Annotated in this window: 22 protein-coding genes; 14 read left to right on the forward strand and 8 right to left on the reverse strand. The window is 59.3% G+C overall.

The window, feature by feature from the left end; all coding sequences use genetic code 11:
* Nucleotides 1-13 precede the first annotated feature (13 nt).
* From lpdA to AC1RJ3_RS17170, 6 genes are all read left to right on the forward strand, one after another.
* On the forward strand, nt 14-1,450 hold the full coding sequence (gene lpdA, locus AC1RJ3_RS17145) for a dihydrolipoyl dehydrogenase (protein ID WP_054593421.1): 1,437 nt from the start codon (nt 14-16) through the stop codon (nt 1,448-1,450).
* Nucleotides 1,451-1,646: 196 nt separating this feature from the next.
* The gene (gene sucC, locus AC1RJ3_RS17150; protein ID WP_007919879.1) at nt 1,647-2,813 is read left to right on the forward strand and encodes an ADP-forming succinate--CoA ligase subunit beta; all 1,167 of its coding nucleotides are present in this window, start codon (nt 1,647-1,649) and stop codon (nt 2,811-2,813) included.
* Nucleotides 2,813-3,694 (forward strand): succinate--CoA ligase subunit alpha, encoded by an 882-nt coding sequence (gene sucD / locus AC1RJ3_RS17155; protein ID WP_019692317.1) that lies wholly within the window; start codon nt 2,813-2,815, stop codon nt 3,692-3,694. The genes sucC and sucD overlap by 1 nt, the downstream gene beginning before the upstream one ends.
* A 341-nt stretch (nt 3,695-4,035) precedes the next feature.
* Nucleotides 4,036-5,349, forward strand: coding sequence for a branched-chain amino acid transport system II carrier protein (gene brnQ, locus AC1RJ3_RS17160; protein WP_054593420.1), 1,314 nt, complete (start codon nt 4,036-4,038; stop codon nt 5,347-5,349).
* 253 nt (nt 5,350-5,602) lie between these two features.
* A complete protein-coding gene (locus tag AC1RJ3_RS17165; protein WP_103319047.1) occupies nt 5,603-6,340 on the forward strand; it encodes a DUF599 domain-containing protein in 738 nt (245 codons plus the stop codon).
* Nucleotides 6,340-6,741 carry an MAPEG family protein gene (locus tag AC1RJ3_RS17170; RefSeq protein WP_493079566.1) on the forward strand — a complete coding sequence of 134 codons (402 nt, stop codon included), beginning with the start codon at nt 6,340-6,342 and terminating at the stop codon, nt 6,739-6,741. Before AC1RJ3_RS17165 ends, AC1RJ3_RS17170 begins: the two co-directional genes overlap by 1 nt.
* A 66-nt stretch (nt 6,742-6,807) precedes the next feature.
* Here AC1RJ3_RS17170 and AC1RJ3_RS17175 read toward each other — a convergent pair whose 3' ends face one another.
* On the reverse strand, nt 6,808-7,047 hold the full coding sequence (locus tag AC1RJ3_RS17175) for a hypothetical protein (protein ID WP_103319052.1): 240 nt from the start codon (nt 7,045-7,047) through the stop codon (nt 6,808-6,810).
* Nucleotides 7,048-7,206: 159 nt separating this feature from the next.
* On the opposite strand from AC1RJ3_RS17175, the gene AC1RJ3_RS17180 reads away from it, so the two are divergent.
* From AC1RJ3_RS17180 to AC1RJ3_RS17195, 4 genes are all read left to right on the forward strand, one after another.
* Nucleotides 7,207-7,683 (forward strand): PaaI family thioesterase, encoded by a 477-nt coding sequence (locus tag AC1RJ3_RS17180; RefSeq protein WP_493079567.1) that lies wholly within the window; start codon nt 7,207-7,209, stop codon nt 7,681-7,683.
* On the forward strand, nt 7,680-8,132 hold the full coding sequence (locus AC1RJ3_RS17185; RefSeq protein ID WP_054593415.1) for a PaaI family thioesterase: 453 nt from the start codon (nt 7,680-7,682) through the stop codon (nt 8,130-8,132). Before AC1RJ3_RS17180 ends, AC1RJ3_RS17185 begins: the two co-directional genes overlap by 4 nt.
* Nucleotides 8,133-8,221: 89 nt before the next feature.
* On the forward strand, nt 8,222-10,126 hold the full coding sequence (gene htpG, locus AC1RJ3_RS17190; RefSeq protein ID WP_054598153.1) for a molecular chaperone HtpG: 1,905 nt from the start codon (nt 8,222-8,224) through the stop codon (nt 10,124-10,126).
* A gap of 66 nt (nt 10,127-10,192) precedes the next feature.
* Nucleotides 10,193-10,921: a dienelactone hydrolase family protein gene (locus AC1RJ3_RS17195; RefSeq protein ID WP_054593414.1), complete on the forward strand. Its 729-nt coding sequence runs from the start codon at nt 10,193-10,195 to the stop codon at nt 10,919-10,921.
* 83 nt (nt 10,922-11,004) lie between these two features.
* Here the strand turns inward: AC1RJ3_RS17195 and AC1RJ3_RS17200 are convergent, their stop codons facing one another.
* The 7 genes from AC1RJ3_RS17200 to AC1RJ3_RS17230 all read right to left on the reverse strand — a co-directional run bounded on the left by AC1RJ3_RS17200 (nt 11,005) and on the right by AC1RJ3_RS17230 (nt 19,476).
* Nucleotides 11,005-11,892: a pirin family protein gene (locus AC1RJ3_RS17200; protein ID WP_493079568.1), complete on the reverse strand. Its 888-nt coding sequence runs from the start codon at nt 11,890-11,892 to the stop codon at nt 11,005-11,007.
* Nucleotides 11,893-11,954: 62 nt separating this feature from the next.
* The gene (locus AC1RJ3_RS17205; protein ID WP_054593412.1) at nt 11,955-12,371 is read right to left on the reverse strand and encodes an OsmC family protein; all 417 of its coding nucleotides are present in this window, start codon (nt 12,369-12,371) and stop codon (nt 11,955-11,957) included.
* A 161-nt stretch (nt 12,372-12,532) separates the two neighbouring features.
* Nucleotides 12,533-13,753, reverse strand: a complete 1,221-nt coding sequence (gene fabB, locus AC1RJ3_RS17210) for a beta-ketoacyl-ACP synthase I (protein WP_019692305.1) — start codon at nt 13,751-13,753, stop codon at nt 12,533-12,535.
* Between the two features lie 11 nt (nt 13,754-13,764).
* Entirely contained in the window at nt 13,765-14,280 is a 516-nt protein-coding gene (gene fabA, locus AC1RJ3_RS17215; RefSeq protein WP_010211704.1) for a 3-hydroxyacyl-[acyl-carrier-protein] dehydratase FabA, read from the reverse strand.
* A gap of 246 nt (nt 14,281-14,526) precedes the next feature.
* Nucleotides 14,527-16,425: an ATP-binding protein gene (locus tag AC1RJ3_RS17220; protein WP_347927624.1), complete on the reverse strand. Its 1,899-nt coding sequence runs from the start codon at nt 16,423-16,425 to the stop codon at nt 14,527-14,529.
* Entirely contained in the window at nt 16,422-17,351 is a 930-nt protein-coding gene (locus AC1RJ3_RS17225; RefSeq protein ID WP_493079569.1) for an ABC transporter substrate-binding protein, read from the reverse strand. The genes AC1RJ3_RS17220 and AC1RJ3_RS17225 overlap by 4 nt, the downstream gene beginning before the upstream one ends.
* Before the next feature lies 1 nt (nt 17,352).
* Entirely contained in the window at nt 17,353-19,476 is a 2,124-nt protein-coding gene (locus AC1RJ3_RS17230) for a TonB-dependent receptor plug domain-containing protein (protein WP_493079570.1), read from the reverse strand.
* A 196-nt stretch (nt 19,477-19,672) separates the two neighbouring features.
* On the opposite strand from AC1RJ3_RS17230, the gene AC1RJ3_RS17235 reads away from it, so the two are divergent.
* From AC1RJ3_RS17235 to AC1RJ3_RS17250, 4 genes are all read left to right on the forward strand, one after another.
* Nucleotides 19,673-20,698 carry an NAD(P)H-dependent glycerol-3-phosphate dehydrogenase gene (locus AC1RJ3_RS17235; protein ID WP_493079571.1) on the forward strand — a complete coding sequence of 342 codons (1,026 nt, stop codon included), beginning with the start codon at nt 19,673-19,675 and terminating at the stop codon, nt 20,696-20,698.
* Between the two features lie 31 nt (nt 20,699-20,729).
* The gene (locus AC1RJ3_RS17240; protein WP_054593407.1) at nt 20,730-21,077 is read left to right on the forward strand and encodes a DUF4389 domain-containing protein; all 348 of its coding nucleotides are present in this window, start codon (nt 20,730-20,732) and stop codon (nt 21,075-21,077) included.
* Nucleotides 21,074-21,523, forward strand: a complete 450-nt coding sequence (gene sixA / locus AC1RJ3_RS17245) for a phosphohistidine phosphatase SixA (protein WP_054593406.1) — start codon at nt 21,074-21,076, stop codon at nt 21,521-21,523. The genes AC1RJ3_RS17240 and sixA overlap by 4 nt, the downstream gene beginning before the upstream one ends.
* Nucleotides 21,524-21,722: 199 nt before the next feature.
* Nucleotides 21,723-23,390 (forward strand): AMP-binding protein, encoded by a 1,668-nt coding sequence (locus AC1RJ3_RS17250; RefSeq protein WP_493079572.1) that lies wholly within the window; start codon nt 21,723-21,725, stop codon nt 23,388-23,390.
* Nucleotides 23,391-23,405: the final 15 nt, after the last annotated feature.

The raw sequence follows: 23,405 nt of genomic DNA on the forward strand, positions 1-23,405 counted from the left end.
GAAGGAATGACACATGACTCAGAAATTCGACGTGGTAGTGATTGGTGCGGGCCCTGGCGGCTACGTAGCTGCCATTAAAGCGGCGCAACTTGGCCTTTCGACTGCCTGCATCGAGAAATACACCGACAAAGAGGGCAAACTGGCCCTCGGCGGTACTTGCCTGAACGTCGGCTGCATTCCGTCCAAGGCGCTGCTGGACAGCTCCTGGAAGTTTCACGAAGCTCAAGACGGCTTCGCGATCCACGGCATCAACCACGCTGGCGTGACCATGGACGTGCCAGCAATGGTCGGCCGCAAGGCCAACATCGTCAAAGGCCTGACCTCTGGCGTTGCCACCCTGTTCAAAGCCAATGGCGTGACCTCCCTGCAAGGCCACGGCAAACTGCTGGCCGGCAAGAAAGTCGAGCTGACCAAGCCTGACGGCAGCGTCGAAATCATCGAAGCCGAGAACGTGATCCTGGCTCCAGGTTCGCGTCCGATCGACATTCCACCGGCACCGGTTGACCAGAACGTGATCGTCGATTCGACCGGCGCTCTGGAATTCCAGTCCGTACCTAAGCGTCTGGGCGTAATCGGCGCTGGCGTGATTGGTCTGGAGTTGGGTTCGGTCTGGTCCCGTCTGGGCGCAGAAGTTACCGTTCTTGAAGCGCTGGACACCTTCCTGATGGCGGCTGACGCTGCTGTTTCCAAGGAAGCGCTGAAAACCCTGACCAAACAGGGTCTGGACATCAAGCTGGGGGCTCGCGTTACCGGTTCCAAAGTGAACGGCAACGAAGTCGTTGTGAACTACACCGATGCCAACGGCGAACAGAACATCACTTTCGACAAGCTGATCGTAGCCGTTGGTCGCCGTCCAGTGACCACTGATCTGCTGTCCGCCGATTGCGGCGTGACCCTCGACGAGCGCGGTTTCGTGCACGTTGACGATCACTGCGCCACCACCGTACCGGGCGTTTACGCCATTGGTGACGTGGTTCGCGGCATGATGCTGGCACACAAGGCCTCGGAAGAGGGCATCATGGTTGTCGAGCGCATCAAGGGCCACAAAGCCCAGATGAACTATGACCTGATCCCTTCGGTTATTTATACTCACCCGGAAATTGCATGGGTCGGTAAAACCGAGCAGGCCTTGAAAGCTGAAGGCGTTGAAGTTAACGTCGGCACTTTCCCGTTTGCAGCCTCTGGCCGTGCCATGGCAGCCAACGATACCGGTGGTTTCGTCAAAGTTATCGCCGATGCCAAGACTGACCGCGTATTGGGCGTCCACGTGATCGGCCCGAGCGCAGCAGAACTGGTACAGCAGGGCGCAATCGGCATGGAATTCGGCACTAGCGCCGAAGACCTGGGCATGATGGTTTTCTCCCATCCGACCCTGTCCGAAGCCTTGCACGAAGCAGCTCTGGCAGTGAATGGCGGCGCCATCCACATCGCCAACCGCAAGAAGCGTTAAGACAATAAGAAACCACGGCGGAATGGCCCGTCGTGAGCCTTGCCTGCAAGACTCACCGCGGAATATCCGCTGGACGCAGCCTTGCGTAGCTGTACCGGGTATCCGGAAAAGCTACGCAAGCAGCAGTCACAGGTGGTGCGGCACTTGAATGAGTGCAGCACCGAATGCGCAGTACCTAACGAAGACGGTAATAAGCATGAATCTTCACGAGTATCAGGGTAAGCAGCTGTTCGCTGAGTACGGCCTGCCAGTATCGACCGGTTACGCGGTAGACACCCCGGAAGCAGCAGCAGAAGCTTGCGACAAAATCGGCGGCAGCGAGTGGGTTGTCAAAGCCCAGGTTCACGCCGGTGGTCGCGGTAAAGCGGGCGGCGTCAAGCTGGTTCGCAGCAAAGAAGACGCTAAAGCATTCGCTCAACAGTGGTTGGGCAAGCGTCTGGTGACTTACCAGACTGATGCCAATGGTCAGCCAGTCACCAAGATCCTGGTTGAATCGTGCACTGATATCGCTAAAGAGCTGTACCTGGGCGCTGTCGTTGACCGTTCGAGCCGTCGCATCGTGTTCATGGCTTCCACCGAAGGTGGCGTGGACATCGAGAAAATCGCTCACGACACCCCTGAGAAAATCCTCAAGGCCACTATCGATCCACTGGTTGGCGCTCAGCCATTCCAGGGTCGCGAGCTGGCATTCCAGCTGGGTCTGGAAGGCAAGCAAGTTGCTCAGTTCGCCAAGATCTTCGTAGGTCTGGCCAAGCTGTTCAAGGATCACGACCTGGCTCTGCTGGAAGTGAACCCGCTGGTGATCAAGGCTGACGGCGATCTGCACTGCCTGGACGCGAAGATCAACATCGACGCCAACGCCATGTACCGTCAGCCTAAGCTGAAGACTTTCCACGATCCGTCGCAAGACGATCCGCGCGAAGCGCACGCTGCCAAGTTCGAACTGAACTACGTAGCCCTGGAAGGCAACATCGGTTGCATGGTCAACGGTGCTGGCCTGGCCATGGGTACCATGGACATCGTCAACCTGCATGGCGGCAAACCAGCCAACTTCCTCGACGTGGGCGGCGGTGCTACCAAAGAACGCGTTACCGAAGCGTTCAAGATCATCCTGTCCGACACTAACGTCGCTGCAGTATTGGTCAACATCTTCGGCGGCATCGTTCGCTGCGACATGATTGCCGAAGGCATCATCGGCGCTGTGAAAGAAGTCGGCGTGAAAATCCCGGTTGTTGTTCGCCTTGAAGGCAACAACGCTGAGCTGGGCGCTAAAGTACTGGCAGAAAGCGGTTTGAACATCATCGCTGCTACCAGCCTGACCGACGCTGCTCAACAAGTCGTTAAAGCTGCGGAGGGCAAATAATGAGCGTCCTGATCAATAAAGACACCAAAGTTATCTGCCAGGGTATTACCGGTTCGCAAGGTAGTTTCCACACCCAGCAAGCCATCGAATACGGCACCAAGATGGTTGGTGGCGTAACTCCAGGCAAAGGCGGCACCGAGCACCTGGGTCTGCCAGTGTTCAACACTGTGAAAGACGCTGTAGCAGCCACTGGCGCCACCGCCAGCGTGATCTACGTTCCAGCTCCTTTCTGCAAGGACTCGATCCTGGAAGCAGCATTCGGCGGCATCAAGCTGATCGTTTGCATCACTGAAGGCATTCCTACCCTGGACATGCTGGATGCCAAGGTCAAGTGCGACGAACTGGGCGTGATCCTGATCGGCCCTAACTGCCCAGGCGTGATCACTCCAGGCGAATGCAAGATCGGTATCATGCCAGGTCACATTCACTTGCCAGGCAAAGTCGGTATCGTTTCGCGTTCCGGCACCCTGACCTACGAAGCTGTGAAGCAGACTACTGACGCCGGTTTCGGTCAGTCGACTTGCGTCGGCATCGGTGGTGACCCGATCCCGGGTTCGAACTTCATCGACATCCTGAAACTGTTCCAGGAAGACCCGAAGACCGAAGCGATCGTGATGATCGGTGAGATCGGCGGTTCGGCTGAAGAAGAAGCGGCTGCCTACATCAAGGCACACGTGACCAAGCCGGTTGTTTCCTACATCGCTGGTGTGACTGCTCCTGCGGGCAAGCGCATGGGCCATGCTGGCGCAATCATCTCTGGCGGCAAAGGCACTGCAGACGAGAAATTCGCTGCTCTGCAAGACGCAGGCGTTAAAACCGTGCGTTCGCTGGCAGACATCGGCAAGGCCCTGGCCGAGCTGACTGGCTGGGCTGTCAAGTAAGCCTCGCGCTTAGCTGACGCTCCACCAAACAAAGGCCACCTTCGGGTGGCCTTTGTCGTTTCCGGGGGTATGTGTTGCCAGACAGGCCCGCGATGGCGTCCTGACGGCAAACGGAGATTTAGATGCAAAAACACGACATGGATATGTCGCGCATCGGATAGTTCGCCCTGTAATAGTGCGTTTGTCAGACAAATTAGTTACGCTAGCCGCCATTTTGCGTTTGCTGCCCACAAGGACGCTGCGCGCTAAACGGGTCGGTCCTATACGGACCGACAGCATTTCCCTCACCCATAAGGGAAATCCCTCTCTAAATTCCGATTCAGTAGTGTGGTATTTCCTTAATGAAAGTGTTGAAAGGCCAGGACATCCTGGCACTCGGCTTCATGACGTTTGCCCTGTTCGTCGGGGCTGGCAACATCATCTTCCCGCCTATCGTCGGTTTGCAGTCCGGGCCTAATGTCTGGATGGCGGCGCTCGGCTTTCTGATCACCGCCGTCGGTCTGCCGGTGATCACCGTTGTCGCGCTGGCCAAGGTCGGTGGTGCCATGGACTCTTTGAGCAGCCCGATCGGCAAAATCGCCGGTGGTGTGCTGGCCGCCGCGTGCTACCTCGCGGTGGGCCCGCTGTTCGCCACCCCGCGGACCGCGACCGTGTCCTTCGAAGTGGGCCTGGCGCCGCTGACCGGCGAAAGCCCGCTGGCGCTGCTGCTCTACAGCTCGGTCTACTTCCTGTTGGTGTTCTTTATCTCGCTGTACCCGGGCCGTCTGCTGGACACCGTGGGCCGTTTCCTCGCGCCACTGAAGATCATCGCACTGGCCGTACTCGGCATCGCCGCGTTCGCCTTGCCGGCGGGTGACATCGGCACCGCCACACCTGAGTACGTTGCGGCACCGTTCTCCCAGGGTTTCATCAATGGTTACCTGACCATGGATACCCTCGGCGCACTGGTGTTCGGCATCGTGATCGTCAACGCCATTCGTTCTCGCGGCGTCGAGTCTCCAGCCCTGATCACGCGTTACGCGATCATCGCCGGGTTGATTGCCGGTGTCGGTCTGGCGCTGGTGTACGTGAGTCTGTTCCGCCTGGGGTCGGGCAGCCATGAAGTGGCTGTCGGTGCTACCAACGGCGCAGCGGTATTGCACGCTTATGTGCAACACACCTTTGGATCCCTCGGCAGCGGTTTCCTCGCAGTGCTGATCTCCCTGGCCTGCCTGGTGACGGCAGTCGGCCTGACCTGTGCTTGCGCCGAATACTTCAGTCGTGTGTTGCCACTGTCCTACAAGACACTGGTGATCATCCTGGCAGCGTTCTCGCTGCTGGTGTCCAACCTGGGCCTGACCAAGCTGATCGCGTTCTCGATCCCGGTACTGACCGCGATTTACCCGCCTTGCATCGTCTTGGTGGCGCTGAGCTTCTGCAAGGATTTCTGGCTGGAGCAAGGTCGCATCGTTGGCCCGGTGATGCTGGTGTCGTTCCTGTTCGGCATGATCGACGCGCTCAAGGGCGCGGGCCTGGCGGACTGGATGCCGACTCAATTGGCACACTTGCCGCTGGCCGAACAAGGTCTGGCGTGGCTGGTGCCATGCGTCTTTACCCTGGTGGTTGCATTTGCCTGCGACCGTTTGCTGGGCAAGCGCAGCGAAGCTTTGGCTTAACGCTTCAAGGCCCGTCACAAGCAGGCCTTGAGCAACAACGGAAATGCCCCGTATCAATCGATACGGGGCATTTTTTATGGGCGAGCGGCGGTGTCTTTTTCTTTGCGCTAACGTCGAAGCACTACCTGTAGGAGCAAGGCTTGTCCGCGATGAGGACATAACATCCGACGGAGTCGTCGACTGACACACCGCCATCGCGGGCAAGCCTTGCTCCTACAGGTTTCAACCTTGTCAACGCCTAACAGGGATACGCATGTCGTTCATCCACACCAATCTGATCCACATTCTTGCCGCGCTCTGGTTTGTCATCTGCTGGGGCGGTTACACCCGTTACGCTATCTGGAAGGGCCGCGATACCGCGTGCCTGGCCAGTGTGCTGCACCTTTACCGCGAAGACTGGATGCGCCGCATGCTGCTGCGCGACAACCGCATCGCTGACGCCAGTGTGGTGGGCAACCTGGAGCGTAACGCCTCGTTCTTCGCTTCGAGCACCTTGATCATCCTTGCCGGTATTCTCACGGTGCTGGGATCCTCCGAGCGGGCGTTGTCGTTGCTGGCGGACATTCCGATGGTTCAGCAGGCTTCCCAAGGCATGTCGGAAATCAAGCTGCTGTGCCTGGCGCTGGTGTTCGTCTACGCCTTCTTCACCTTCAGTTGGTGCATGCGCCAATACAACTTCGCGGCGATCCTGATCGGCTCGGCGCCCATGATCGGTGAGCGCCACGTGTCCGAGCAGGAACGCAAGGCCTTCGCTTCGCGCGCCGCGCGGGTGATCTCGATGGCGGCCAACCAGTTCAACTTCGGTCTGCGCTCCTATTACTTCGGCATGACCATGCTCGCCTGGTTCGTCAGCCCGTGGCTGTTCATGTTGATGAGCGCAGGTGTGGTGCTGGTGTTATATCGCCGGGAGTTTCATTCCGACGTGCTCGACGTAATGGTCTATACCCCTACAGAGGCGCCATTGCCTGAGGCGATCAAAGAGGTAGCCTGATGAGTATCCCGTTCTGGTGCGTGTTTATCAGTGCCTTGCTGATTTTCATCGCCCGCATACCGGTGGCCAAGGCCATGAAAGAGCAGGGGGGTTACAACAATCACCTGCCGCGCGCGCAACAAGTACAGCTCACAGGCTTCGGCGCTCGCGCACTGGCCGCGCATCAGAACAGTTTCGAGGCCTTCCTGTTGTTTGCGGTCGGGGTGTTGATGGCGCACACCACGCAAACGGCGGGGTGGCTGATTGACGGGTTGGCAATCATCTTTGTGATTGCCCGGGTGATCTACTTGTTGTGCTACTGGGCAGACCTGGCCTGGCAACGAAGTCTGGTGTGGTTTGTCGGCTTTGTCTGTTCGTTGCTGCTGATGGTAAGTCCGACTTTTCGCACGGTGTTGCTCTAACGCTTTAGCGGCGAACACAATAAAGCCCGCACTTGGCGGGCTTTATTTTTGCTGCTCTAAAACCGATTAGTTGGTTTTAGGTGCGGCTTGTTCAGCAGCTGTCTTGCTCGAATCTACCTGAGCTTTGGCAGCATCAGCGGCTTCTTTCGCTGCGTCGTTCACTTTATCCTGAGCTTCACCAATTTTTTGCTGGGCTTGTTCAATTTTTTGGGTGGCTTCTTGAGCTTTGTCCTCGGGTTTTTTACCGCAGGCAGCGATGCCGAGGGAAGCGGTCAACATCAAGGCAATAGCTAAAGTCTTACGCATGGGGTGTTTCTCCTGGTGGAAAATATCTACTTGCCCTTTCGAACGCACCACCGTGGGTTAAGTTCCATGTTTCCTACAGATATATAAGATTTATCTTGGGGGAACTTTTTCTTAGTCCCTATGCTGCTATGCAACACCACTAAAAAGAGCCTTTATCGAATGATCGACAACCCCGTTTTCGAGCGAGCGACGCGGTTTTTATCGGCGCTGAGGCATTGCCAGGTGCTCGGGTTACGTGTGCACAGCGCAAGTAATGACGGGCTGACGATCACGTTGCCGTACAGCCCGCAGATCGTCGGTAATCCGCAAACCGGGGTGATTCATGGCGGTGCCATCACCTCGCTGATGGACACCGCGTGCGGCATGGCAACGCTCTGTGTTTTGCCGGAGTTCGAGGTTTGCCCGACCCTGGATCTGCGTATCGACTACATGCATCCGGCCGAGCCGCATAAAGAGGTGCATGGTTTTGCCCAGTGCTACCGGGTGACGACTGACGTGATCTTCACGCGCGGGTTTGCTTACCAGGATGATCCGCAAAAGCCGATCGCCCATGTGGTCGGGACCTTCATGCGCATGGGCAAAGGTGTCAAAGGCACCAAAGGTTTTGGTGGCGTCATCAGTGGTGATACGAAATGACTGATAACTTCAAAGAACAATTGCAGCAGGCTCACGAGCGTGGCGATTACGCCTCGCTGCTGCAGATGATTCCCTACGCCAAGCTGATCGGCGTCGAGTGCTCGCGATTGGGTGACGAACTGCTTTTTCGTTTGCCGGCGAACAAGGACAATATTGGCAACCCTTTGCTGCCAGCAATTCATGGCGGGGTGATTGCCGGGTTCATGGAGCTGGCGGCGGCCCTGCATTTGCTGATCTTCACCGGTTCCCCCGGTGTGCCGAAGATCATCGACTTCTCCCTCGATTATCTGCGTGCCGGGCAGTTTCGTGACACCTACGCCAAATGCCAGGTGTGCCGTCAGGGGCGGCGGGTCGCCAACGTTGCGATAACCGCGTGGCAGAGCACTCAAACCGAGCCGATTGCCACGGCGCGTGCGCATTTCAAGATTGAAGAAACGCCAAGCCCTTGAAATCCTCGGCATAGCCCCCAACTCTGATGACATCCCGCCGTCACCCCTTCAGGGTGCGGCCACTGCCATCCAATCGGAGTTTGATGACCATGAGCGTGGAAACTCAAAAGGAAACCCTGGGCTTCCAGACCGAGGTGAAGCAACTGCTGCACCTGATGATCCATTCGCTGTATTCCAACAAGGAAATTTTCCTTCGCGAACTGATCTCCAACGCCTCCGACGCTGTCGACAAATTACGTTTCGAAGCCCTGTCCAAGCCTGAGTGGCTGGAAGGTGGCGCCGAACTGAAAATCCGCGTGAGCTTCGACAAGGACGCGAAAACCGTCACCCTCGAAGACAACGGTATCGGCATGAGCCGTGACGATGTCGTGACCCACCTGGGTACCATCGCCAAATCCGGCACTGCCGATTTCATGAAACACCTGTCCGGCGATCAGAAGAAAGACTCGCACCTGATCGGCCAGTTCGGCGTGGGTTTCTACTCGGCATTCATTGTTGCCGATAAAGTTGACGTATACAGCCGCCGTGCCGGTCTCGCTGCCAGCGAAGGCGTGCACTGGTCGTCCAAGGGTGAAGGCGAATTCGACGTCGCCACCATCGACAAGGAAGACCGTGGTACTCGCATCGTCCTGCATCTGAAGTCCGCTGAAGACGAGTTCGCCGATGGCTGGCGTCTGCGCAACATCATCAAGAAGTACTCCGATCACATCGCTTTGCCGATCGAGCTGCCGAAAGAAGTGGCAGCCGCCGAAGGCGAAGAGAAGCCAGCCGTTGAATGGGAAACCGTCAACCGCGCCAGTGCTCTTTGGACCCGTCCGCGTACCGAAGTCAAAGACGAGGAATACCAGGAGTTCTACAAACACATCGCTCACGATTTCGAGAACCCGCTGAGCTGGAGCCACAACAAGGTCGAAGGCAAGCTGGAGTACAACTCGCTGCTTTACGTGCCGGCCCGTGCTCCGTTCGACCTGTATCAGCGTGAAGCACCACGCGGCCTGAAGCTGTACGTGCAGCGCGTGTTCGTCATGGACCAGGCTGAATCGTTCCTGCCGCTGTACCTGCGTTTCATCAAAGGTGTGGTCGACTCTAACGACCTGTCGCTGAACGTCTCGCGGGAAATTCTGCAGAAAGACCCGATCATCGATTCGATGAAGTCGGCGCTGACCAAGCGCGTTCTGGACATGCTGGAAAAACTGGCGAAGAACGAGCCTGAGCAATACAAGGGCTTCTGGAAAAACTTCGGTCAGGTCATGAAAGAAGGCCCGGCTGAAGATTTCGCCAACAAAGAGAAAATCGCTGGCCTGCTGCGCTTCGCCTCCACCCAGGGTGAAGAGGGCGAGCAAGTAGTCTCGCTGACCGAATACCTGGCTCGCGCCAAGGAAGGTCAGGACAAGATCTACTACCTGACCGGTGAAACTTATGCACAGGTCAAGAACAGCCCGCACCTGGAAGTCTTCCGCAAGAAAGGCATCGAAGTGCTGCTGCTGACCGACCGTATCGACGAGTGGCTGATGAGCTACCTCAGCGATTTCGACGGCAAGAGCTTTGTCGACGTGGCGCGCGGTGACCTGGACCTGGGCAACCTGGACTCGGCAGAGGACAAGAAAGCCGCAGAAGAAGTCGCCAAGAGCAAGGAAGGCCTGGTTGAGCGGATCAAGACTGCGCTGGGTGAAACCGTCAGCGAAGTGCGGGTTTCCCACCGTCTGACCGATTCTCCGGCGATTCTGGCGATCGGTGAGCAGGACCTTGGCCTGCAAATGCGTCAGATCCTCGAAGCCAGCGGTCAGAAGGTTCCGGATTCCAAGCCGATCTTCGAATTCAACCCGGCTCACCCGCTGATCGAAAAACTCGACGGTGAGCAGAGCGAAGAGCGTTTTGGCGACCTGTCGCACATCCTCTTCGATCAGGCAGCCCTGGCTGCCGGCGACAGCTTGAAAGACCCGGCCGCCTATGTGCGCCGTCTGAACAAGCTGCTGGTTGAACTGTCGGTTTAACTGAGTTGTAGAAAAACCCGCTTCGGCGGGTTTTTTCATTCTGGCGTTTCTTTACGGGAGTGAGTCATGAGCCAGGTTACTGTGCGTTCCGTGGTCTATCAGATTGAGGGGCAGTCTTACGAAGGTCGTCTGGCGTTCGACGCCGGCCACACAGGCCCACGTCCGGGCTTGCTGATGGCGCCGAACTGGATGGGTGTCAGCGCCGGGGCCGAGAAGATTGCCCAGGAGGTCGCAGCCAAAGGTTATGTAGTGTTGATTGCTGACCTGTATGGGCAGTCGATTCGCCCACAGAATGGCGACGAGGCGGGCGCGGCGATGATGCCGCTGAAGAATGATCGTGCGTTGTTGCGCAAGCGCATGCAGGCGGCATTTGCTGCCTTGCAGAGCCAGGGTGAAGCGGCGGTCGATACTTCGAAACTGGCAGCGTTCGGTTTCTGCTTCGGCGGTTGCTGTGCTCTGGAGCTGGCCCGTACCGGCGCGCCGCTCAAGGCTGCCGTGTCGTTCCACGGTACGCTGGATACGCCGAACCCTGCCGATGCGAAAAACATCAAGGGCTCGGTGCTGGTGTTGCACGGTGCATCCGATCCATTGGTGGCGAAAGAGCAACTGCCGGCCTTCGAAGCTGAAATGAATGCTGCAGGCGTGGATTGGCAATTGCTCAGCTACGGCGGCGCGGTGCATTCCTTTACCGATCCGCACGCCAATGTGCCGGGCACGATGATGTACGACGCCAAGACCGCCAAGCGGGCCTTTGTGTCGATGCACAACTTGCTGGATGAAGTGTTCAACGGCTGACGCCCCAGTGATCGTTCCCACGCCCCGCGTGGGAATGCCTCAATGGACGCTCCGCGTCCGCTCTTGAATGTGGGAACGATCAGTTACAGAGGTGTCGGTGGGGCTGGTTTTGTAGGCAACTCGATCCGCTCACTCTCGCCCGGTACGGTTGGCCAATCACCGGCCGCCCAGCGTCGGCGGGCCTCATCGATCACCGCGGGATTGCTGGCGACGAAGTTCCAGTTGATCCGGCGCGGCCCGTCCATGGGTGCGCCGCCAAACAGCATGACGTGGCAATCGCTTTCGGCGAACAGGTCCATTTCTTCCCCGGCAGGCAGCACCACCAGGGAGTGCGGTTCAATCGGCTCGCCATTGAGTTGGGCTTCACCGTCCAGCACGTAAAGGGCGCGTTCTTCATGCTCGGTGGGGATCAGCAAGGTCGTCGCCGTTTTCAGCTCAAGCTCTGCGTACAGCGTAGGGGAAAGCACCGGCACCGGTGACTCCAGGCAAAAGCCTTTGCCGGCAATCATCCTGATCTTCACCCCGAGGTTATCGCTGACCGGCAGGCTGGCGGCCGGGTGATGGCTGTAATGGCCGGGACCTTGTTCGTGCTCTTTGGGGGAGGCCAGCCAGATTTGCAGGCCGTGCATCTTGAAGTCGGTATTCCACAAGGCTTTCGGTGTACGTTCGACGTGAGCAATCGCACTGCCTGCGGTCATCCAGCTGACGTCGCCCGGTTTCACGATCTGGTCAGAGCCCAGGCTGTCCTTGTGCTGGAGCTCGCCTTCGAACAGGTAGGTGAGGGTGGACAGGCCGATGTGCGGATGCTGGCGGATGTTCATGCCCTTGCCGGCCGGGTAGCGGGTTTCAAGCATGTGATCGAAAAACACGAAAGGCCCGACGCTGCGGCATTGGGCCGACGGCAGCGGGCGCAGGATCGGTTGGCCTTCGACATCTTCGGTGCGTGGGCGGATCACGAGCGGGCTGTTCATGGTGCATTCCAGGCTGTACGAGTGATGCCGCTGAGCATAACCCGCACCGCCTGTGTTTGCCGCTATTGGCTGAAGGCGCCTTCAGACAGGTGAGTCTCGATAGTCACTTCGCTGGTGGTCATCAGCTTGTGCACCGGGCAGCGGTCGGCCACTCGATGCAACTCTTCACGCTGGGCGTCGGTGAGTACGCCTTTGAGGGTCAGTTTGACGTGCAGGGCGTATTTGCCTTTCTGCTCCTGGCTGTTGTCGCGCTTGACCTCGACCGTGACGCCGGTCAGCGGGATTTCCTTCTTCTGTGCATAGAGCTTGAGGGTCAGTGCCTTGCAGGCGCCCAGCGCTGCGTCGAAGTAATCGTGGGGCTCTGGTGCGGAACCTTCGCCGCCGGAGGCTTTGGGCACATCGGCGAAGAGTTGATGGTCGTCGATCTGGATGCTGTGACGAAAACCTTCGCTGGATTCGGTATTGACGGTAATGGTCATGACAAACCTCATGGGCAGTAAGAAAGAGTGTGCGTCAGGAAAAGACCTTGCAGTTATAGAGCATCTGGCGATTCAGGTGTTCCACTGGCTTATCGATCGCCCAATAAAAAACGCCCCGAACCAGTCGGGGCGTTTTCATGTGCAGCGAAGCAGCGGGGGCGTTATTTGCCCTGCCAGCGCTTCAGGACCAGAGTGGCGTTGGTGCCGCCGAAGCCGAAGCTGTTGCTCATCACGGTGTTGATGGTGGCGTCTTCGCGAGTCTTGGTCAGGATTGGCATATCAGCCACTTCCGGATCCAGTTCTTCGATGTTGGCAGAACCTGCCATGAAGTTGCCTTCCATCATCAGCATGCAGTAGATCGCTTCGTGAACGCCGGCGGCGCCCAGGGAGTGACCCGACAGGCTCTTGGTGGAGCTGATGGCTGGAGCCTTGTCGCCGAAGACTTCACGCACGCCTTTCATTTCCGCGACGTCGCCGACCGGAGTCGAAGTGCCGTGGGTGTTCAGGTAGTCGATCGGCGTGTCGACGGTGGACATGGCCATCTGCATGCAGCGGATGGCGCCTTCGCCGCTTGGAGCGACCATGTCGTAGCCGTCGGAAGTCGCGCCGTAGCCGACGATTTCCGCGTAGATCTTCGCGCCGCGGGCCAGAGCGTGTTCCAGCTCTTCGACCACGACCATGCCGCCACCGCCGGCGATGACAAAACCGTCACGCTTGGCGTCGTAGGCACGGGAAGCTTTTTCCGGTGTCTCGTTGTACTGGCTGGACAGTGCGCCCATGGCGTCGAACAGGAACGATTGGCTCCAATGCTCTTCTTCACCGCCGCCGGCGAACACGACGTCCTGCTTGCCCATCTGGATCTGTTCCATGGCGTTGCCGATGCAGTGAGCACTGGTGGCGCAGGCAGAAGCGATGGAGTAGTTCAGGCCCTTGATCTTGAATGGAGTGGCCAGGCAAGCGGAAACCGTGCTGCTCATGGTCCGCGTTACGCGGTATGGGCCGACGCGCTTGACGCCTTTTTCGCGCAGGATATCCAGCGCTTCCATCTGGTTCAGGGTCGATGCGCCACCGGAACCGGCGATCAGGCCGGTGCGCGGGTTGGAAACCTGCTCTTCGGTCAGGCCGGAGTCAGCAATGGCGTCTTTCATGGCCAGGTAGGCGTAAGCCGCCGCGTGGCCGACGAAGCGATAGATCTTGCGATCGATCAACTCTTCGAGTGGCAGGTCAATGGAGCCGGAAACCTGGCTACGCAGACCCATTTCGGCATATTCCGGGTTGAACCGGATGCCAGGGCGGCTTGCACGCAGGTTAGCGGAGACGGTCTCTTTGTCATTGCCCAGGCACGAAACGATGCCCAGACCAGTGATAACGACGCGGCGCATGCGGATAACCCTTAGAAGTTGTCAGTGGATGTGAATACGCCGACCCGAAGGCCTTCGGCGGTGTAGATCTCGCGGCCGTCGACGCTGACCGAACCATCGGCGATGGCCAGGTTCAGCTTGCCCTTCAGGACGCGTTTGATCTGAATGTTGTAAGTGACTTTTTTAGCGGTCGGCAGAACCTGGCCAAAGAATTTCACTTCGCCCGAACCCAGGGCGCGGCCGCGGCCCGGCAGGCCTTGCCAGCCGAGGAAGAAACCGACCAGCTGCCACATGGCATCGAGGCCCAGGCAGCCTGGCATCACCGGGTCACCTTCGAAGTGGCAGGCGAAGAACCACAGGTCCGGAGTGATATCCAGCTCGGCGACCAATTCACCTTTGCCGTACTTGCCACCCTCTTCGCTGATATGAGTGATGCGATCCACCATCAGCATGTTCGGGGCGGGCAGTTGCGCGTTACCAGGGCCGAACAGCTCACCGCGACTGCAGCGCAGCAGGTCTTCCCGGGTAAAGGCGTTTTGTTTGGTCATGCGAGCTCCTCAATAGTCCCATGCGGCAGGTGGGGCAAATCTTCCCGGCCGATCGAAGCGTTCATGCTTCGAACCGGCAGCCTACTCATAGACTATTGCGTTGTGGTGAAAGTCACAGCACAAGGGACATGAATGTACACTTGTGCACTGAAATTATTTTTCAAGCCCGATTCCGAGCTGTCAAGGTGCCTAAGACTGCCGCACTTTCGCCTTTCACGCCAGTCGCAGATGGAGGATCACTCCCCACTACCGTACCCAACGTTGCAGAATTTGCTGCAGATCAGCGCGTTTGAAAGGTTTGGCCAGATAATCGTTCATCCCCGCCGACAGGCAGGCCTCGCGGTCACCCTGCAGCGCGTTGGCGGTCAGGGCGATAATGGGCAGGTCCGTGCAGCCGGGCAATTGACGGATCTGCCGGGTGGCTTCGTAACCATCGATAACCGGTAGCCGGCAATCCATCAGAATCGCCTCGAAAATCAGGCTCTCGGCACTGCGTACCGCCTGTGCTCCATCGGTGGCGACGCTGACAGTAAAGCCCAGGCTGCGCAGCATAGCTTTGATGACGGTCTGATTCACCGGATTGTCTTCCACCAGCAGCACATTGCGCCCCTCGCCGTGGTCGATGCCGGCAGGCGTGCGCGGTGCCAGAGCCGGTGGTGTCTGCCTGGACCGCGCCAGCGGAATTTCCAGGGTGAATACCGAGCCTCGGCTTTCCTCGCTCTGGGCACGTAGTGTGCCGCCCATCCGCTCGGCCAGCGTGCGCGCAATCGGCAGGCCCAGGCCGGTGCCGCCGTAACGTCGGGAGATCGAGCTGTCAGCCTGCTGGAAGGCGTTGAACATCAGCTCGAGGCTTTCGGCCGAAATGCCAATCCCGCTATCGCGCACGGTGCAGGTGAACCACAGCAGTTCGTGGTCCAGCGATTGCCACTGCGGCTCGATCGTTACCCGGCCTTTCTCGGTGAACTTCAAGGCATTGCCGATCAGGTTGACCAGGATCTGCCGGATCCGCGTCGGGTCGCCCTGTACCTGCAAGGCTTGCATGTCGTCCGGAATCTGCAGCTCCAGGCTCAGGCCGCGTTGCATCGCGCTGTGCTGGAAAGCCTGGGCGCAGCTGTTGATCAGCTCGGCGAGGTTGAACGGGATGTGCTCCAGCTCCAGGGCCGAGCGTTCGATGCGCGAGAAGTCGAGAATGTCGTTGATGACCTTGAGCAAGTGCTCGGTAGACTCCGACGCCAGCGCGGCGTACTCGATCTGCTCCTCGGTCATGTTGGTGGTTTCGAGCAGTTGCAGCATGCCCAGCACACCATTCATCGGTGTGCGCAATTCATGGCTCATCATCGCCAGGAAGTCGGACTTGGCGCTGTTGGCCTTTTCCGCTTCTTCGCGGGTCTGGATCAGTTGCGCCATGGCCTGATGCTGCTCGCGGCTGGCGAGCTCAAGGCCATCGGCGAGGTTGTTGATGTGGCGCGACAGGTCGCCCAGTTCTGAATCGTCGACGATCGGCAGCGGCTTTTTGTAGTCGCCTTGCTGAATCGCTTTCACCGCATTGCCCATGGCGCTGATGGGCTCCGACAGGCTGGCGGCCAGGCGCCGCGCCAGCAGGAAGGTAAAGAGCAGGGCAAACAGTGCGAGGATCGCGGCCTTGAGCAGGATCTCCTGTTGCCGCTGGCTGAAGGCATCGTTGGACATGCCGACGACGACGCGCCCCAGATAGTCTTCGGAAGGACCGATTGCCGGTGGTGGCCCCTGCAGGAAATCGTCGCTGAGCCTGATCCGTTGCAAGCGTACCGGTGCTTGAAACACTTCGATCTGTTGCGAGCGTTGGCGGTTTTCCGAGGGCTGCTCGACGTGCACCAAGACCTTGTTGGCGTTGTCCTGCACCTCGAGAAAACGCACGTGCGGCGTTGTCAGCGAGGCTTTCATCAGGCTTTCGAGCACCTCATTGTTGCCGGAGATCACCCCGTATTCGGTGGCCGGGGCCAGTTGATTGGCGATCAGTTGGCCGGTGTGGTTGAGCTCCTGGCGTAAATCCTGGATTCGCACGACGGTAAAGAAGCTGATCAGCAGCAACGTCAGCAGCAGCGCCGGGCCGAGGCTGATGATCTGGGTGCGGGTATTGATGCCCCAATGGCGACGCAGGTTCATGGGCGGTTTTCTCCTTCGGCCAACTGTGTTGCAACAGCCGTGGGGTCAATTTGTTCTATGCCTAAGGAACGAGCGACTTGCGGGTTACTTAATACCTTGAAGCGCTGCGGATAGAGGGTGCGCGGCCAGCTGGCCGGTGGACGGTCAAGCACGTTATCCAGAACGGCCAGCCAATCGCCCTGATCGCTGTAGGTGCTGGCCAGGCTGCCGGCCTTGACGAACCCGGCGTTGGGGCCGATCAACGCAAGTTGTCGGGCATAGCTGCTGAGCAGCAGATTCTTGGCGGTTTTCGGGTTGTACAGGTCCGGATCGTCGAGCCCCAACAGTACGTCGCTGTTCTTCAACAGGGTTTGCAGAGGCCGGCTGTCATTGGTGTTGTCCCAACGTTCGGCGACGATCTCCAGCCCCAGCCGGTGCGCGGCGTGGTGCAGTTCCTTGAGCAGAAATTCGCTGTTCGTCCCGTACAGCACGCCGACCCGTCGGACTTGCGGCAACAGGGCCTGGATCAGGTGAAGTTGGCGGCCCGGCGGTGGATCACTCCATAGCAGGCTCAGGTGCAGGGGCAGGGCATTACCCAGGCGCTGATGGGCTTGCAGGCGGCTGATGCGCAGCACCAGCGTCGCCGGCCCTTCGCTGTCTTGCAGGCGCCAGTCGAGGCTCGGCAGGTCAAGCAGGATCAGTCGGGTCGCGGCGGGTAGCCGGGACGGCGCGGGGAGGTCGGCAACGCGTGCGAAGCGCACCGTGTCTTCGGGGCGCTGCTCGGCCAGGGCGCGGGTAAAGGCCTGCACGCCAGGACTGTCCTCGGCGCCGGTCAGCAACACGTCGGCAGCACGCACGGGCAAACTGCCCAGGCAGACAAGCAACAGTCCCCAAACCCAAGGCCGGCGGCTTCGGGGGGAGCGGGTACGTGTCTGGTTGAGGGCCATGTCAGAACTCTAACTCGGCGCTGAAGTAGAGCGCATGGCGCGAGTCGTAGTTGTTGTCGACGAAGGTGGTCGGCTGGCTGTCGAGGCGTTGTTGCAGGATACCGGCCAGTTCGAGATTGGCCTTGCCCAGCGCAATACGTTTGGCGATGCGCGTGTCGATACGTTCGAAGCGGTAGCCATTCAGTGCGTCGTCGCCATAGTAGAACAGTGCACTGTTCCAGCCATTGCCCCAATCGCGTAGCCAACCGGCAGAGCCGCTGTTGCGTGCGCTGAACTGTTCGTCCAGAGGGTTACTGGCCGTGGCATCGACATAGGCGTAGGTCAGGCGCAGCCGGTCAGCGGTGCTGACACGCCAGTCAAGCTGGGTTTCCGCGCCGCTGAAGCGCGAGGCATTGCTGTTGCTGGCAATGTACTGATTGTTGCGCAGCGGCTCGCTGATCATGTCGGTGATTTCGTCGTAGAACAGTTTCACGTCGACGTTCAGCCCAAGGTCAGCGAAGAAGCCGTTATACCCCAGTTCCCGCGAACGCATGTGTTCTTGAGCGAGGTTGCCGGGACCTCGGGTCTTGACGAAGTAACGGGCACTGGACTGACCGTAGGCACCGGGGCTGAGGTTGGTCACCTGATAGCTCCAGTTGACGTTGTTCTCGAACATGTCGGGCGAGCGGATGGCCTCCGAATACACCGCGCGCAGGCCGTGGCGCGGGTTGATCAGGTAATTGATTGCCACGCGTGGGGTTAGCGAGTCGCCGACCAATTCGGTTTTTTCGTACATCGCACCGCCTTGCAACAGCCAGTGCTCGCTGGCGCGCCACTCCAGTTGGCCGAACAACCGCCAGATAGAGTCGTCGAGAGTGCCATTGAAGTACGTTTCGGAGTCGGCCCGGTCGTATCGATAGTTCATGCCGCTGACCAGTCGCAGACTGTCGGACAGGCTCAGGGTGTCCTGCAATTCCAGGTCGTAGCGAGACTCGCGGGCGCTCTGGTCGATGTCACCGCAGACGGTGCGGTTGGCGCCACCTTTCCATTGATCGAGCACCTGGTTGGCCAGTGCCTGCTCGGTTGGCGTGCCGTGCGGTGCACCGGTGCCGGTATAGCTTTCCATGTGCCGCGCCAGGCGCTCGGCATAGTTGGGATCGAGCTGCCAGAGTTGGGTGAGCTGCGGGCTGAACGACACTTCGGCGTCGCAGGCGCGCCAGACCTGTTGGCGATCCCAGTGCTGCGCCGAACCCTGGACGTAAAGGCTGTGATCCGGGTTGAGCTCCAGGTTCCAGCGCAACGAACCGGCGTAATCCTTGGCGATCACGTCAGAGTTGTCGCCCGCCGAGGTAATCCCGGAAAACACCGGGCGGTAGGTATAAGGCCGCTGGTTGGTGCCGTCTTTGGCATTCAGTTGCCAATCGATGCTTTGCTGCTCATTGAGCGTCTGGCTGACGGCCAGGTTGACGCGGTTCAAGCGGCGACTGTCGCGGTAGTCTGCTCCCAGGCGGTTCGAGTCGAAACCATGGTCTTCCTGGCCGGACAGCGACAAGCGCAGGTCGCCGGTTTCCCAGCCAGTGCCCTGGCTGGCGTACCAGTCGTTGATCCCACGTTCACCGCGAGTGACTTTCAGCCGCGTGCCATGGCTGTTGGCCGGTGCGCGGGTGATGATGTTGACCACCGCCATCAGCGCGTTGGCGCCATAGCTGACGGTGTTCGGGCCACGGAACACCTCGATGCGCTCGATGTCTTCCATGGCCACCGGAATGTCACTCCAGTCCACGGTCGCCAGACCTGCGCGGTACACCGAACGGCCGTCGATCAACACTTGCATGCGTCGCGCTTCGCTGGCGTTGGTGCCGTGATAGTTCACTGCAGCCTGGTTGCCGCTGACGTTACCGACCATCATCCCCGGCACCAGCCGCAGCAATTCGCTGATGTCGCGGGCACCGCTGGCCTTGATCAGTTCGCTGTCGATTACCGTCATGCTTCCGGGCACGGCGGCCGCCGACTGTTTGAGTCGGGTGGCAGTCAATACCTGGGGCAGCGCGGTGTTGTCGAGAAACAGGTCATCGGCCAACAACGGGTCGCTGAGCATCAGCGCCAGAACCAGCGAGGAGCGAAGGTGAGGAGGGCCAACAGACACGGTACAGCCTTGATCGCAGTTGATTGCCGCGCATGTTAACCGAGCTGTTCGAGTTTTCCAGTCACGTTACCGGCATTTTCCCAGGTTTTGGAGGTCTGCTTCCTACAAGTGCCGCTAATTGATAGAGGGGCTGGCCGACGCTGGACCGCCCCGTATAATGCGGCTATCGCCACTGGTATGGATTAACGGATTGCATATGACTGAACAGCGCCCGATTGCGGTCCTGGGAGGCGGAAGTTTTGGTACCGCCGTGGCTAATTTGTTGGCCGAGAACGGTCATCAGGTCCGGCAGTGGATGCGCGACCCTGAACAGGCCGAGGCCATTCGGGTCAACCGCGAGAATCCACGCTACCTCAAGGGCATCAAGGTTCACCCTGCGGTGGAGCCGGTCACCGACTTGCTTGCTACCCTCAATGAGTGCGACCTGTGTTTCGTCGCACTGCCTTCAAACGCCCTGCGTTCGGTGCTCGCACCCTATGCCGAGCGTCTGAGCGGCAAGCTGCTGGTGAGCCTGACCAAAGGCATCGAGGCCCACACCTTCAAGCTGATGAGCGAAATCCTTCAGGAAATCGCTCCGCAAGCGCGCATCGGCGTGTTGTCCGGGCCGAACCTGGCCCGTGAAGTGGCCGAACACGCGCTGACCGCCACAGTGGTCGCCAGTGAAGACGAAGAACTCTGCCAGCGGGTTCAGGCGGCATTGCACGGTCGGACCTTTCGCGTATACGCCAGTGCCGACCGTTATGGTGTGGAATTGGGCGGGGCACTGAAAAACGTCTACGCGATCATCGCCGGCATGGCGGTGGCGTTGGGCATGGGTGAAAACACCAAGAGCATGCTGATCACCCGGGCATTGGCGGAAATGACCCGCTTTGCGGTGAATCAGGGAGCCAACCCGATGACGTTCCTGGGGCTGGCCGGGGTGGGCGATTTGATCGTCACCTGTTCGTCACCGAAAAGCCGCAACTATCAGGTCGGTTTTGCCCTTGGCCAGGGCATGAGCCTGGAAGAGGCGGTGGCGAGTCTTGGTGAAGTCGCCGAAGGCGTCAACACCCTCAAGGTACTCAAGGCCAAGGCCCAGGAAGTCGGGGTTTACATGCCATTGGTCGCCGGTTTGCATGCGATCCTGTTTGAAGGACGCACGCTCAACCAGGTGATTGAGCTGTTGATGCGCGGCGAGCCGAAAACCGATGTCGATTTTATCTCCACCAGCGGTTTCAACTGAGTCCCCCATTTACAGGGGCAGGGAGCGAGACATGAACGATCCAAAAGTAGCAGCCAAGTACGAATCCATCCTGCTGCGCGTGCTGTGGATGCTGGTGTATGTGCTGGTCTGGCAAGTCGCGCAATTGATCCTCGGCGCCGTGGTGCTGGTGCAGCTCATCTATCGGTTGATCTACGGTGCACCGAACGCCGGCCTGATGAACTTCGGTGACAGCCTCAGCCAGTTCCTGGCGCAGATCGGCCGCTTCGGCAGTTTTCACAGTGACCAGAAACCTTGGCCATTCGCCGATTGGCCGACACCGCGTGCACCGGAAGGCGAGGCCCCGCACGCTGTCCCGCCAGCGCCGCATCCGGCCCGTGATGAGGAGCCAAAGCTATGAAACTCTGGGTGTTGCGCCACGGTGAAGCCGAGTCTCACGCCCGGAGCGATGCTGAGCGGGAGTTGACTGCACATGGCCGCGAAGAAGTGCTGCGCAGTGCCGCGCAACTGATCGGCCAGCCGATTCAGGCGATCATCGCCAGCCCGTACATGCGGGCGCAGCAGACTGCGCAACTGGTGCGTGAGGTGTTGGGTTTTGAGCCGGAGATCCGCACCGAGACCTGGCTGGCGCCAGACAGCAATCCGTTGACCGTCGTCGATCGGCTCGACACGGAGGATAACGTCCTGCTGGTCAGCCATAACCCGCTGGTGGGGAGTTTGATCGGCTACTTGCAGCACGGTCATTTGCGTGCGCCGCAGCCGATGAGCACGGCCAGCCTGGCTGAGCTTGAAGCTGATTTGCCGTTGGCTGGGGGCATGACGCTCAATAGTGTCAAGAACCCGTAATCCGGGTTTTGTGGGAGCGTGGCTTGCCCGCGATGGCATCAACACCGCATACCTGATGCACCGCGGTGTCTGCATCGCGGGCAAGCCACGCTCCCACAGGTAAGGAGTCGCTCTTGATTTTCTGTATGAAATAGCCAACCAAGCAATTGCTTGGTTGGACTACGCTTGCCGCCATACCGAACAAAAAGGAGCGCATCGCATGTCCGCCGCTTTTCGTTTGCCGCTGCAAGTGTTCTACGAGCGTGAAGCTCGCCATCCCCGCCAGCGCTTTCTGGTACAGCCGATGGGCGGTGGTCAGGTCGAGACGCTGACCTGGGCCGACGTCGGCCATCAGGCGCGGTGCGCCGCTCACTGGCTACGCGCCCGGGAGTTGCCTCAAGGCAGCCACATTGCGCTGATCTCAAAAAACTGTGCGCACTGGATCATTGCCGACCTGGCGATCTGGATGGCCGGGCATGTCTCCGTTCCGTTGTACCCCAACCTCACTGCCGATTCGGTGGCCCAGGTGCTCGAACATTCCGAAGCCGCGCTGGCGTTCATCGGCAAACTGGACGATTGGCCGGGCATGTCCAGAGGCGTCAGCGCCGATCTGCCGACCATCAGCCTGCCGTTGTGTCCAGCGGGTGACTTTGATTTCAGTTGGGCCGACCTGCAACGCAGCTCACCGATACAGGACGACCCAACGCCCGACGCCGACCAGTTGGCGACCATCATCTACACCTCCGGCACTACCGGCTTGCCCAAAGGCGTGATGCACAGCTTCGGCAACTTGGGCTTCGCCACGACTCACGGTACGCAGTTGTTTGGCCTCAATGAGTCGGACCGGTTGCTGTCGTACCTGCCGCTGTGCCACGTCGCCGAACGGATGTTTGTCGAGCTGGCGTCGATCTATACCGGGCAAACGGTATTTTTTGCTGAAAGCCTCGACACGTTTCTCAGCGATTTGCAGCGTGCGCGGCCCACGGCGCTGTTCGGCGTGCCGCGCATCTGGAGCAAATTCCAGATGGGTGTGTACAGCAAAATTCCGGCAAAACGCCTGGATTTCCTCCTTGGCTTGCCGATCATCGGTAAGCGGGTCGGGCACAAGGTGCTTTCAGGACTGGGGCTGGATGCCTTGCGCATAGCCTTGTCGGGCGCCGCGCCAGTGCCGCAAGCCTTGCTGCACTGGTACCAGCGCCTTGGACTGGAGGTGCTTGAGGTCTATGGCATGACCGAAAATTGCGGCTATTCGCATATTTGCCTGCCGGGCCAGAACAAGCCTGGCTGGATCGGCAAGCCGTGTCCGGAGGTGGAGGTGCGGATCGAGGACTCGGGCGAGGTGCTGGTACGCAGTGGTGCGACCATGCTCGGCTATTTCAAGGAACCGCAGAAAACCGCCGAGACGATCACCAGGGACGGCTTTCTGCGCACCGGTGACAAGGGCGAGCAAGACGCCGAAGGCAACTTGCGCCTGACCGGGCGGCTCAAGGAAATCTTCAAGACCAGCAAGGGCAAGTACGTCGCACCGGCGCCGATTGAAAACCGTCTGGCGGTACATTCACGCATCGAGCAGGTGTGTGTGGTCGGTGACGGTCTGAGTGCGCCACTTGGGTTGTGCGTGCTCTCGGCTGTGGGTTTGCAGGACGCCGCCAGCGTGGCGCGCAATGCCTTGCAGTCGAGCCTGGAAAGCTTGCTCGACGAGGTCAACGGTGCCCTTGATAAACACGAACGCCTGCGCCAACTGGTGGTGGTCAAAGACAGCTGGGCGGTGGAAAACGGCTTTCTCACGCCGACACTGAAGATCAAGCGCAACGTGATCGAGGCCGTGTATGGCGCACGGTTTGAGGAATGGAGTGCGCGCAGCGAAGCCGTGCTGTGGCAGGATTGACCTGAAATAAAACCA

This window comes from Pseudomonas sp. GW822-FHT04C11 (genome assembly GCF_058800905.1).